The sequence below is a fragment of the Flavobacterium plantiphilum genome (assembly GCF_046000495.1).
In the GTDB taxonomy this organism is placed as follows: Bacteria; Bacteroidota; Bacteroidia; order Flavobacteriales; family Flavobacteriaceae; genus Flavobacterium; species Flavobacterium plantiphilum.
This window is the reverse complement of the sequence record NZ_JBELQA010000005.1, coordinates 1-12,657: the sequence shown is the minus strand read 5'-3', so window position 1 is coordinate 12,657 and position 12,657 is coordinate 1. Positions and strand designations below refer to the sequence as shown.

Here is a 12,657-nt window from a genome sequence, read left to right as displayed (position 1 = left end):
TAGCGGAAAGCAGGATTAGCTTCAAATAAAAAAATAAAATAAAGATGTCAATAGAAACCATATCCTTATCGGGAAGGAAAGTACAAGTCTCTAATAAAGAGATGACTTTTTTAGAACGTTTGTATCTTGTTGCAATTGTAAAAGGATTATTTATCACACTGAAACACTTGTTTTCCAGAAAGGTTACTATTCAGTATCCGGAGCAGGTGCGTACTATGAGTCCGGTATATCGCGGTCAGCACATGTTGAAACGTGATGAACAGGGAAGAGAAAATTGTACGGCTTGCGGATTGTGTGCTTTATCTTGTCCTGCAGAAGCCATTACTATGAAAGCTGCTGAACGTAAAGCGAACGAAAAACATTTATACAGAGAAGAAAAATATGCCGAAATATATGAGATTAATATGTTGCGTTGTATTTTTTGCGGATTGTGCGAAGAAGCCTGTCCTAAAGATGCTATTTATCTGACTACTTCAAAAGTATTAGTTCCTTCGAATTATGAAAGAGAAAATTTTATTTTTGGCAAAGACAGATTAGTGATGCCGCTAGATATGGCAATCAAGAACACTCAATTTAATAACGCTAACTAAATGATACATATTCCTGATTTTGCTAACGCAACTCCTGTACAAATTATATTTTGTTTCTTATCGTTTATTACGTTAATCACCGCTTTTCTGGCCATATTTAGCAGAAATCCTATTCATAGTGCACTTTACTTAGTGATTTGCTTTTTTACTATAGCAGGACATTATTTACTATTGAATTCTCAGTTTCTGGCAATTGTTCATGTCATAGTTTATTCGGGAGCCATTATGATTTTGTTCCTGTTTACGATCATGCTTATGAATCTGAATAAGCAAAATGAGGTTCACAAACCCCGTATTACCAGACTAGGAGCTATTGTTTCTTTTTGTTTAATCTGTGTGGTGCTGATTTTGATATTTATCAATTCAAAACCTATTGAAGGAGAATATATTGCTACCGGAGAAGATTACCAATCTATAAAGGTTTTAGGACGTGTTTTACTGAACGAGTACATGGTTCCTTTTGAATTTGCTTCTGTCTTGCTTTTAACAGCTATGATAGGAGTTGTATTATTGTCTAAAAAAGAAAAAACGGAGAAATAAAATGACTAATATTTTAAATGAAATAGGCATTGAAAACTATATCTTCCTTTGTGTAATACTTTTTTGTATTGGAGTATTTGGAGTATTATACAGACGAAATGCCATCATCGTATTTATGTCTATTGAGATTATGCTAAACGCGGTAAATCTATTATTCGTAGCATTTTCGACCTATCATCAGGATGCACAAGGGCAAATATTTGTGTTTTTCTCTATGGCTGTAGCTGCGGCAGAAGTTGCTGTAGGTTTAGCGATTTTGGTATCGATTTTTAGAAATTTAGGTTCGATTGATATTAATAATTTAAAAAACTTAAAAGGATAAACGATAATGAATACGAATTTAGCTTTACTCTTATTATTAGCTCCTTTTTTAGGATTTTTATTTAATATTTTCTTTGGAAAAAAAATTAGCAAATCGGCTTCCGGAAGTATTGGAACTTTGACTGTTCTCATTTCATTTGTTGCAACTCTTGTTTTTTTTCTGCAAATTAACGAAAGCAAACAACCGGTTCAAATTGAATTATTCAATTGGATTCGGACTCATAATTTTCGTGTGAATTTTGGTTTTCTGCTAGACCAATTATCAATCTTGTGGTTATTATTTGTAACCGGAATCGGTTCATTAATTCACCTCTACTCTATCAGCTACATGCATGATGATGAGAATATGCACAAGTTTTTTGCGTATTTGAATTTGTTTATCTTCTTCATGATTACGTTAGTTATCGGAAGCAACTTATTGGTATTATTCATCGGATGGGAAGGCGTTGGACTTTGTTCTTACCTGCTTATTGGATTTTGGCACAAAAATCAGGAATACAATGATGCGGCTAAAAAAGCTTTCATCATGAACCGAATTGGAGATTTAGGATTATTGATTGGTATTTTCATAATTGGTTCTTTGTTCAATACTTTAGATTATACTACATTAAAAACGGCTATTGCTACTTCCGGTAATTTAGATATTACGATGATTTCAATTGCTGCCTTTGCACTATTTATTGGAGCTTGTGGAAAATCAGCGCAAATTCCACTATACACCTGGTTGCCTGATGCGATGGCCGGACCAACACCAGTTTCGGCTTTGATTCACGCTGCAACAATGGTTACTGCAGGTATTTTCATGATTACAAGACTGAATTATGTATTTGATTTAGCTCCTGAAGTACAAAACATCATTTCTATTGTAGGTGCTGTAACGTCTTTAGTTGCTGCAACAATTGCTTTAGTTCAAACCGATATCAAAAAAGTATTGGCTTATTCTACGGTTTCTCAATTGGGATTAATGTTCTTAGCTTTAGGTTTTGGAGCTTACGAAATTGCGGTTTTTCACGTAATCACACATGCTTTCTTTAAAGCTTGTTTGTTCTTAGGTTCAGGATCAGTAATTCATGCTTTACACGGAGAACAGGATATGCGCAAAATGGGTGGATTGAAAAAAGTAATGGGAATCACGTTTATTACGTTTTTACTTTCGTCATTAGCTATTTCAGGAATTCCTCCTTTTTCAGGATTTTTCTCGAAAGATGAAATCTTAATGACTGCTTATCATAACAATATAGTGCTTTGGGTTATTGCATCTTTAGCTTCTTTAATGACTGCTTTTTATATGTTCCGTTTGTTATATCTGACATTCTTTAAAGAATTCAGAGGAACTGAACACCAAAAATCTCATTTACATGAAAGTCCGGGATTAATTACATTTCCACTTATTGTATTAGCAATTTTAGCAACTATTGGCGGTTTAATTAGTTTACCAACAAATAGCTGGCTGAATGGTTACTTAGCGCCTTTATTTTCGAAAGAAGCGCACGAAGCCCATCATTTTGGAACAACAGAATACACGTTAATGGCTATAGCTATTGTTGGAGGAATTATCGGAATTGCAATTGCTTTTGTAAAATACATCAAACAAAATCAGGTTCCGCCAGAAGATGCTGGAATCACAGGGTTTTCAAAAGTATTGTATAACAAATATTATGTGGATGAAATTTACAATTTCATCTTTGTAAATTCAATCAACAGCTTGTCCAAATTTTCTAGAGATTATATCGAAACCTCTTTAGCTGCTGCAGTTTTTGGATTAGGGAAAGTAACCAACGAATTAAGTTACCAAGGGAAGAAATTACAAACAGGAAGTATTGGTTTTTACTTGTTTGTATTTGTTTTAGGACTTAGTGCCATACTAACTTATTTATTTTTAGCTCAATAATTTTATATCATGAACGTATCACTACTATTAATTATACTTCTTGTTGGTGCATTTGCTACTTATTTTGCCGGCGATAAACTGGCTTCAAAAGTGGCATTATTATTCAGCTTAGTTGCTTTAGGAATATCAATTGCTTTGTTGAATGCTTATAATTCAGGAGAAAATATTAGTTTTTTTAAATTTTGGATTAACAAACCTGTAGTTTCGTATTCCTTAACTGCCGATGGATTATCTCTAATCATGTTATTACTGACTACGGCATTGACACCTTTGATTATCTATTCTTCTTTTGGAAATGAATATAAAAATGCTAAATCATTCTATGGACTGATCTTGTTTATGTCATTTGCTATGACAGGAACTTTCTTAGCTTCGGATGGACTTTTATACTATATCTTCTGGGAATTAGCATTAATCCCAATTTATTTTATTGCTTTAATTTGGGGTAACGGAGACGTTGAAGAACGCAAAAAAGCAGTGGTAAAATTCTTTATTTATACGCTTGCCGGATCTTTATTTATGTTAATTGCCTTTGTTTATTTATATCAAAAAGCTGGCAGCTTCCTGTTACAGGATTTATACAAAGTTGACCTGAGTCAAGTAGAGCAATTCTGGATTTTCTGGGCATTCTTTTTAGCTTATGCCATCAAAATTCCAATTATTCCTTTCCATACTTGGCAGGCAAAAGTGTACCAAAAAGCACCTACAGTGGGAACCATGCTTTTATCAGGTATCATGTTAAAAATGGGATTATATAGTGTATTGCGTTGGCAATTGCCAATTACACCAATTGCATCAACAACCTATTTACCAATATTAATCGGTTTAGGAATTGCTGGTGTAATCTACGGTTCGATTGTTGCTTTAAGACAAAAAGATCTGAAAAAATTATTGGCATATTCTTCCTTGGCACACGTGGGACTAATTGCTGCCGGATGTTACACGTTAAACATTGACGGATTGCGTGGAGCCGTTTTACAAATGATCTCGCATGGTTTTGTTGTAGTGGGATTATTCTTTGCGGCAGAAATCATTTACAGAAGATTTGACACCAGAGTAATTGCTGAAATGGGAGGAATCCGTTCTCAGGCACCAAAATTTGCTTCATTGTTTATGATATTGGTTTTGGCTTCGGTAGCATTACCTACTACTTTTAACTTTGTGGGAGAATTTACGGTTTTGTATAGTTTGTATCAAATTAATGTATGGTTTGCAGTGTTAGGCGGAACTACAATTATATTAGGAGCTTATTATATGTTAAAAATGTACCAACAGGTAATGCTGGGAGAAACTAATACTAAAGTTTTTGCTGATGTTACTTTCCATGAGACATTTGTTTTAGTGATTATCATTGCGGTTATTTTCTTTTTCGGAATGTACCCAAGACCTATCAATGAACTCATTACTCCTAGTTTGGATCAGATTTTAAGAACATTATATAAAATTCAATAATAAACCGACTATTTTTAATATCAGGTGCCAATCCTGAATCACAAAATAATATATGAATACATTAATAGCAATAATAGGATTAGGTATTTTATGCCTTATATTTGAAATTTTTGATGCCAGAAAAGCCATCATTCCGGTAGTCGTACTCGGATTATTGGCCGTTCTTGGATTAGACATCTCTGACTATAATGCTGCTCCGCAATTTTACTACAACAACATGATTGTTGTCAGTAAATTTTCTTCGGCGTTTTCAGGATTATTTATCATCCTTACAGTTTTCTTAGTGAGTTTAGGACATAAATTTTATGAAGGAAATCAAACTAAAATTTCCGATTTTATTGCCATAAAAATATTCCTGTTAGCTGGAGCAGTTGCTATGGTTTCTTTTGGAAACTTGGCGATGTTCTTTTTAGGAATTGAGGTTTTATCTATCGCTTTGTACGTTTTGGCGTCAAGCAACCGATTAAGCATTAAAAGTAATGAAGCCGGTTTGAAATATTTCTTAATGGGATCCTTTGCATCTGGAATTCTCCTTTTTGGTATCTGTTTGATTTACGGTGCAATGGGAAGTTTTGACATTGCCGAAATTAGTGAATTATCCCGCTCTGCCGAATTACCAATTTGGTTTCCAATAGGAATTGTTTTAATTTTTATTGGAATGCTTTTCAAAATTGCCGCTGTTCCGTTCCATTTCTGGGCACCGGATGTATACGAAGGTTCTCCTGCTCTGACTACCGCATTAATGAGTACTTTGGCTAAAGTAGTTGCTATTGCCACATTATACAAATTAGTAAAAACCATGAATGCTGATATTTCTCCGGCATTCCAATTGATTATTGTAATTGTATCGATTGCTTCGATGACTGTTGGTAATATTATGGCTTTACGCCAAATCAATGTAAAGCGTATATTAGCTTTTTCAGGTATTTCCCATGCCGGTTTTATGTTAATGACTTTATTAAGTACCGAGAAATCATCGGGAACTTTATTGTATTATACCTCGGCTTATGCACTGGCAGGAATCGCAGCTTTTACGGTAATTTTATATGTTTGCAAAACCAGAGAAAATGAAGACATTACTAATTTTCATGGCTTAGGAAAAAACAACCCTTTAATGGCAGCAATACTAACGGCTTCTTTATTGTCTATGGCCGGAATTCCAATCTTTGGAGGTTTCTTTGCTAAATTATTCTTATTCACTCAAACCATTCAGGCCGGATTTATTGTCTTAGTTGTAATAGCAGTAATCAATTCTATCATTAGTGTAGGATATTATTTCAAATTAATATTAGCCATGTACACTAAAGAACCCAATGAAGCTAAAATTCAAACTTCAAAAATTTATTATGCTGTAGCGGTTATTTCGATTATAATGAATATTGCTTTAGGTTTCTTCCCCTCTTTTGTTTTAGACTTATTGTAATATCATTTTACATCTCAAATAGGAAACCATCAAAGTACATTTTGATGGTTTTTTTGTTTTTAAACAACTCAGAACCTAAATCACAATTCCTAATAAAAGCATAAAATAGAAATGGTTAAAAAAGGTTTTTAGCACATTTGTATATACAAATAATTTTATTTAAAATGGAAAATAAACTTAAAATACAAATCTGGTCGGATATCATGTGTCCTTTCTGCTACATAGGTAAAAGAAGATTAGAGCATGCAATCGAAAAATTTGGTAATCAGGATGCTATTGAGATTGAATGGAAAAGTTTCCAGTTAGATCCAAACTTTATAGCTTCTGAAGAAGATAATTTAGCCGACCATCTGGCCGAAAAATACCGAAAAGACAGAGACTGGGCTCTTGAATCATTAGAAAACATGACCCAAAATGCAGCTAATTCAGGATTAGAATTTCATTTCGGAAAAGCTATTATGGCTAATTCATTTCATGCCCATCGTTTACTGCATTTAGCCAAAGAACATCAACTAGGTAATGAGCTTAAAGAACTGCTCTTTAAAGCCTATCTAACAGACGGAAAAGATGTAAATAACAAACACACCTTAACCAAACTGGCAATACAAGTAGGACTTGATGAAAAAACCGTTACGGAAGTTTTAAACTCAGATGCCTTTGCTGATAAAGTACAAGAAGATATCACAATGGCACAAAAAATAGGAATTCAAGGTGTCCCATTTTTTGTATTCGATAATGAATATGCAATTTCAGGTGCACAACACGAAGAGACATTTGTAAAAACATTAGAAAAAGTTTGGGAAGAAGGTCAATTTGAATCAAAAATTACTATCTTGAACACTCCTGATGCCGACAGCTGTGGCATAGATGGATGCAATTAAATTGATTAAAATGAGTGCTATAAATAATGAAAAAACAATTCGTTGGGGAATCATCGGATGTGGAAATGTAACCGAAAAGAAAAGTGGACCTGCTTACCAAAAAACGACGGGATTTGAAATTGTTGCCGTAATGCGCAGAGATGACGATAAAGCAGCTGATTATGCTAAGAGACATAACATCAAAAAGTATTATTCGGATGCTGACGCTTTGATTAATGATCCTGAAGTCGATGCCGTTTATATTGCTACTCCACCCGATTCGCATAAATTATACGGCTTAAAAGTAGCCGAAGCAGGAAAAATATGTTGCATTGAAAAACCATTGGCGCCAAGCTACGAAGACAGCAAAGCCATATCTGAAGCCTTTGAAAGCAAAAACATTCCTCTTTTTACAGCTTATTACAGACGTTCTTTACCTCGTTTTAAGCAAATTAAAAAATGGCTGGATGCTAACAGCATTGGGCAGATCAGACATATTAACTGGCATTTAAGCAAGCCCGCTTCACCACAGGATTTATCAGGTTTGTACAATTGGCGTACGGATGCTAAAGTGGCCAAAGGAGGTTATTTTGATGATCTAGCCAGTCATGGGCTGGATTTATTCAACTATCTTCTGGGGGATATTAAAGAAGTTTCAGGTATGAGTTTAAATCAACAAAATTTATATTCAGCCAAAGATGCTCTTGTAGCCTGCTGGATTCATGAAAATGGCATTACAGGAACCGGAAGCTGGAACTTTGGTACGGCAACCAGAGAAGATAAAGTCTTTATTTATGGAAGTCAGGGAACAATTGAATTTTCTATTTTCGATGAGCATCCTGTAATCCTGACTAATGAAAACGGAATCCTTCCAATGGTTATCGACCATCCGGAAAATGTTCAGCTTCATCATGTGGAAGATATGAGAGAGCAGCTGTTTGGAACCGAAAGGCATCCCTCAACTGGAAAAACAGCAACGCATACCAGTTGGGTCATGGATAGAATTACAGGTACATTATAAATAAAAAAAAGCTTCATAATTGAAGCTTTCTTTTTAACTACACAAACTAATTAATTACTAACAAATAGCAAAATTTCTAACCACAATTTGATTATCATAATTCGTGCCAAAAAATGTTTTTAGTCGTTTTAATTTTAAATATTTTACAAAACAGGCTTAACAATCTCTGAAATCGGATCCGTCATAATCGTTGCTGAATCGTCTAAAACTAAAACTTCATATTTTATAATTTTAGATGGAGACTCTTCAACTAAGTAATAAATGCCTTTATCAAAGTTATTTAAATCATAACTTCTGACAATTTTCCCATTCACCATCAGACTTTCATAATGGATTAATTTTTCATCAGCATTATAAATACTTATTCTAACCTGATCTGTATCGTTTAAACCAAATGAAATCATCTTTTCCTGGCGAAATTCATTGCGTGCTGAAAAATTGATCGCCACCGCATACACATTCATAGCTATTAAAACTATTCCTGTTACCAAACTGATTTTTAAAATCTTTTTCATAATACCTACTTTTAAGATTTATACTCATTTAATAATGTAAAGTTATTATAAGCAGACTCTACAAAAAGACAGTAGATTTTCCAGTTGCTATGTTATTTTACCATCTACTAAAACGTTATCGCTTGGTTTAGTTAATATTACATATTTTTTTGTTAATTTAGTATAGCCAACCAAATTGAAAAAAAAATGAAATCAACCTTACCAACACTCAAAATTATTGAGCCCTCTTTTGGCAGCTCTTTTACATTGACAAAATATAATATCAATTATAACTCTCATTTTTGGCATTATCATCCGGAAATTGAATTAATTTATGTAAATGGTGGAGCGGGAAAACGCCAGGTAGGAAGCCACATTTCCTATTATACCAATGGTGATCTGACCTTAATAGGGAGTAATCTACCCCATTGCGGTTTTACTGATGAACTAACAGGAAATAAAAACGAAATTGTTATCCAAATGAAACCTGAATTTTTAGGAGAACATTTTTTTGAGATTCCGGAAATGGTAAACATCAAAAACCTATTACAGCAAGCTAAGTCAGGAATTACTTTTGGTGGAAAAACTAAAAGAAAAATCGGGAAGAAAATTGGAAAAATGGAAGATAAAACTCCTTTTGAACGCTTATTAAGTCTCATCGAAATCTTGAATGAATTAGAATTAGCAACGGAAGATGCAACTGTTTTAAACGCCGAAGGTTTCCGTATGGAAATGCATGTTCAGGACAATGAAAGAATCAATTCTATTTTCAATTATGTAAAAGATCATTTTAAAGAACCAATTCGTTTAGAAGAAATTGCAGAGAAAGTGAGTATGACCGTACCTTCATTCTGTCGTTATTTTAAGAAAATAACCCATAAAACTTTTACCAAATTTGTTAATGATTACAGATTAGTGCATGCCTGTAAATTATTAGCCGAAAAACCCATCAGCATTTCGTCCATAGCTTTTGAAAGTGGCTTTAATAATTTTAGTCATTTTAACAAATCTTTCAAAGAGTTCACCGGTAAAAATGCTTCGGAATACCGGCATGAATTAAAATCATTTTTAGAGTAAAACAAAAAAAGACTCCTAAAAAGGAGTCTTTTACTACTAACCTAACCAAAGTTAATTATTTAACCGCAACCGTTTTGTACACTTCTGAATAAGGATCTGACATAATTGTTGCAGTTTTATTAGCAACAATAATTTCATACTTCACAACTTTCGTTTTTGACTCAGCCACCAGATAATAAATCCCGTCAGCTAAAGGATTCAAATCGTATGTTTTAACGATTTTGTCATTTGATTTAAGAGGATTCAAATTCAATGTGTACAATTTTTCTGTATGCAACAACTGATCATTTGAATCATAAAGAGATACATTAGCTTTATTTACATCATTCAAGGCAAATGTTACCATTTTCTTTGGATTTGCTTTTTCAACTTTAGGAAATCTAACATCAGTTGCACGAGTATTTATAGCGATTAAAACAACTATTAATACTAAACTTAGTTTTAAAATCTTTTTCATAATTAGAAATTTTAGATTTATATTTCTTTTAACTGGTACAAAGATAGTTTTCGAATACAGATTTAAACTACAGTAGTTTTTCATATTTATATGCTATATTACCTTTTACGAAAACGTTTTAGTTAAAATATAACAATATAGCACAGTTAATAGGTAAAATAGCATAGTTATTTAGTATCCGGATAACTTTCTCATCATTTTAAATAAAATAAAAATCATTATCAAATTCTAAAAAATTAACTTTATAACAGTATTTAACAACAGTGCTATTGCGTAATTTTGTATTATGTATGCTTTAGTCGATTGTAATAATTTCTACGCCTCCTGCGAACGTGTTTTCCAACCGGAACTCAATGGTAAAGCCATTGCGATATTATCTAACAATGACGGCTGTGTAATATCCAGAAGCTATGAAGCGAAAGCCGCCGGCATCCCTATGGCTGCTCCGGCATTTAAGATTAAAGATTTAGTCAAAGAAAAGAATGTAAAACTCTTTTCATCAAATTATGCACTTTATGGTGATTTAAGCCGCCGTGTCATGGCCATTCTCAATCAATTTACACCTAATATTGAAATTTATAGTATCGATGAGGCCTTTCTAAACTTCGACGGATTAAATATTACGGATTATCATGACTACGGTCTACAGATGAAAAATCGTGTCCGAAAATGGATTGGAATCCCAATATGCATCGGATTAGCAGAAACCAAAGCCTTATCTAAAGTAGCCAACAAAATTGCAAAAGAATTTCAGGATAGAACCCAAGGTGTCTATGTTATCGATTCGGAAGAAAAACGCATCAAAGCTTTAAAATGGACTAAAATTGAAGATGTCTGGGGTATCGGATATAGAATGTATAAAAAAGCAAAAATAAGAAACATTAATACAGCCCTGGATTTCATACAACCAGAACATGAAACGTGGATAAGAAGAGAAATGGGCGTTGTTGGGCTTCGTTTAAAAGCCGAATTGGAAGGAAAATCAGTATTAGATTTAGAACCGGTTGTCCAACAAAAGAAAAGTATTGCTATAACCAGGAGCTTTCCCAAACAAATCTCCGATTTTGACTTACTTCGGGAACGTATAACCACTTTTGCAGCTGTATGTGCAGAGAAATTACGCAAACAGCAATCATGCTGTCATACCATAATAGTAATGCTTGTTATTGACAAACATACTTTAAAAACATCGAAATATTATTTTAACAAAGCTATCACTTTACCTTATGCGACAAATTCTACTTTAACAATCTCAAATACCGCTATTGAATTATTTAAGCAGTTACATCAGGGAAATGAACATTTGAAATTTAAAAAAGCAGGTGTAATTGTTAGTGAACTTATTGGAGAAAGCCAAAAGCAATTCCAACTTTTCGAAGAAGAAAATCCCAAACATTTAGCATTAATGAGAGTGATAGATCATCTCAATGCTAAAATTGGTGATACCAAAATAAAACTGGCAAGCCAAAATATAAAAGTGACCTGGGACATGAATCAAAAACTTTTATCTAAAAAGTATACCACTAAATTCGACCAGATCCTTGAAATACGATGCGAATGAAAAAGAATAAAAAACTCTGTTTCTATAAACCGAATTATAAAAGTGAAGTGCGGATTCCTTTTATTCCTGATGGTGTATCAGCAGGGTTTCCTTCACCAGCTGCTGATTTTATGGAAAATAATATTGATTTAAATAAAGAACTGAGTGAAAATCCACTAGCAACTTTTTACATTAAGGTCAAAGGAAATTCAATGATTGATGCAGGAATTGAAGATCAGGATGTACTCATTGTCGATCGAAGTATTGAACCACGGGATAATAAAATTGCGATTTGTTTTATTGATGGAGAATTTACAGTAAAACGTATTAAACTACAGAAAGATTGCCTTTATTTAATGCCTGAAAATAGCAATTATAGTCCTGTAAAAGTCTCCGAAGAGAATGAATTTATAATTTGGGGAATTGTAACTTATGTGATAAAAAAAATATAAAAATCAATCTTACTCTGAATTTTCCCTTTTATAATATTCTTTACAAAAATAGTCCAAAACAAAAAATCCCGTTTCTATCGAAACAGGGTTTATAGAATGAAACAAGTTCAGATTAAAGAAAGGCGACGAACCGAGCCGTTAGGCGAACAGGTCGTACCTATAAAAAAAAGAGCCCCAACCTTTTCAGGTTGGGGCTCAATAAAGAAAGGCGACGACATACTCTCCCACAAAACTGCAGTACCATCTGCGCAGGCGGGCTTAACTACTCTGTTCGGGATGGGAAGAGGTGAGCCCCGCCGCAATAACCACCTTAAGAAGTTATAATTGCTTTGGGCAATCTTTTTTAATTAATAATTAACAATTGATAATTCATAATTAAAAACAATATCTTAACATACTGAGATAAAGAAAGTATTTTTAGTATTAGAAAGTTTCTCCCCCACACCCTAGTGTGGGGAAAAGTTTGTACATAAGCTTACAGGTTATTAGTACTACTCGACTATGACATTACTGCCTTTACATCTATAGCCTATCAACGT

General features: G+C 33.5%; 13 protein-coding genes and 1 rRNA gene. 11 read left to right on the top strand and 3 right to left on the bottom strand.

The window, feature by feature from the left end:
* Positions 1-44 precede the first annotated feature (44 nt).
* From ABS764_RS09485 to ABS764_RS09450, 8 genes are all read left to right on the top strand, one after another.
* The gene (locus ABS764_RS09485; protein ID WP_408081552.1) at positions 45-590 is read left to right on the top strand and encodes a NuoI/complex I 23 kDa subunit family protein; all 546 of its coding nucleotides are present in this window, start codon (positions 45-47) and stop codon (positions 588-590) included.
* On the top strand, positions 591-1,130 hold the full coding sequence (locus ABS764_RS09480) for an NADH-quinone oxidoreductase subunit J family protein (RefSeq protein ID WP_073243866.1): 540 nt from the start codon (positions 591-593) through the stop codon (positions 1,128-1,130). It begins immediately after the preceding gene.
* 1 nt (position 1,131) lies between these two features.
* Positions 1,132-1,452 (top strand): NADH-quinone oxidoreductase subunit NuoK, encoded by a 321-nt coding sequence (gene nuoK, locus ABS764_RS09475; protein WP_408081551.1) that lies wholly within the window; start codon positions 1,132-1,134, stop codon positions 1,450-1,452.
* Between the two features lie 6 nt (positions 1,453-1,458).
* Entirely contained in the window at positions 1,459-3,342 is a 1,884-nt protein-coding gene (nuoL, locus tag ABS764_RS09470) for an NADH-quinone oxidoreductase subunit L (protein WP_408081550.1), read from the top strand.
* Between the two features lie 9 nt (positions 3,343-3,351).
* A complete protein-coding gene (locus ABS764_RS09465) occupies positions 3,352-4,794 on the top strand; it encodes a complex I subunit 4 family protein (RefSeq protein WP_408081549.1) in 1,443 nt (480 codons plus the stop codon).
* A gap of 52 nt (positions 4,795-4,846) precedes the next feature.
* Positions 4,847-6,217, top strand: coding sequence for an NADH-quinone oxidoreductase subunit N (locus ABS764_RS09460; protein ID WP_408081548.1), 1,371 nt, complete (start codon positions 4,847-4,849; stop codon positions 6,215-6,217).
* A gap of 164 nt (positions 6,218-6,381) precedes the next feature.
* Positions 6,382-7,098 carry a DsbA family oxidoreductase gene (locus tag ABS764_RS09455; protein ID WP_408081547.1) on the top strand — a complete coding sequence of 239 codons (717 nt, stop codon included), beginning with the start codon at positions 6,382-6,384 and terminating at the stop codon, positions 7,096-7,098.
* A gap of 10 nt (positions 7,099-7,108) precedes the next feature.
* Positions 7,109-8,098 carry a Gfo/Idh/MocA family protein gene (locus tag ABS764_RS09450; RefSeq protein ID WP_408081546.1) on the top strand — a complete coding sequence of 330 codons (990 nt, stop codon included), beginning with the start codon at positions 7,109-7,111 and terminating at the stop codon, positions 8,096-8,098.
* 143 nt (positions 8,099-8,241) lie between these two features.
* Here ABS764_RS09450 and ABS764_RS09445 read toward each other — a convergent pair whose 3' ends face one another.
* Positions 8,242-8,613, bottom strand: a complete 372-nt coding sequence (locus tag ABS764_RS09445) for a hypothetical protein (protein WP_408081545.1) — start codon at positions 8,611-8,613, stop codon at positions 8,242-8,244.
* Positions 8,614-8,799: 186 nt separating this feature from the next.
* On the opposite strand from ABS764_RS09445, the gene ABS764_RS09440 reads away from it, so the two are divergent.
* Complete coding sequence (locus ABS764_RS09440) at positions 8,800-9,669, top strand: AraC family transcriptional regulator (RefSeq protein WP_408081544.1); 870 nt, start codon at positions 8,800-8,802, stop codon at positions 9,667-9,669.
* Positions 9,670-9,724: 55 nt separating this feature from the next.
* Here the strand turns inward: ABS764_RS09440 and ABS764_RS09435 are convergent, their stop codons facing one another.
* Positions 9,725-10,126 carry a hypothetical protein gene (locus tag ABS764_RS09435; protein ID WP_408081543.1) on the bottom strand — a complete coding sequence of 134 codons (402 nt, stop codon included), beginning with the start codon at positions 10,124-10,126 and terminating at the stop codon, positions 9,725-9,727.
* Between the two features lie 286 nt (positions 10,127-10,412).
* Here ABS764_RS09435 and ABS764_RS09430 point away from each other — a divergent pair, with 286 nt between their 5' ends.
* Together ABS764_RS09430 and ABS764_RS09425 are read left to right on the top strand one after the other, a co-directional pair.
* Complete coding sequence (locus ABS764_RS09430) at positions 10,413-11,687, top strand: Y-family DNA polymerase (RefSeq protein ID WP_408081542.1); 1,275 nt, start codon at positions 10,413-10,415, stop codon at positions 11,685-11,687.
* A complete protein-coding gene (locus ABS764_RS09425) occupies positions 11,678-12,118 on the top strand; it encodes a LexA family protein (RefSeq protein ID WP_408081541.1) in 441 nt (146 codons plus the stop codon). Before ABS764_RS09430 ends, ABS764_RS09425 begins: the two co-directional genes overlap by 10 nt.
* A gap of 203 nt (positions 12,119-12,321) precedes the next feature.
* On the opposite strand, the gene rrf is transcribed toward ABS764_RS09425, so the two are convergent.
* Positions 12,322-12,431 (bottom strand): 5S ribosomal RNA (gene rrf / locus ABS764_RS09420).
* Positions 12,432-12,657 lie beyond the last annotated feature (226 nt).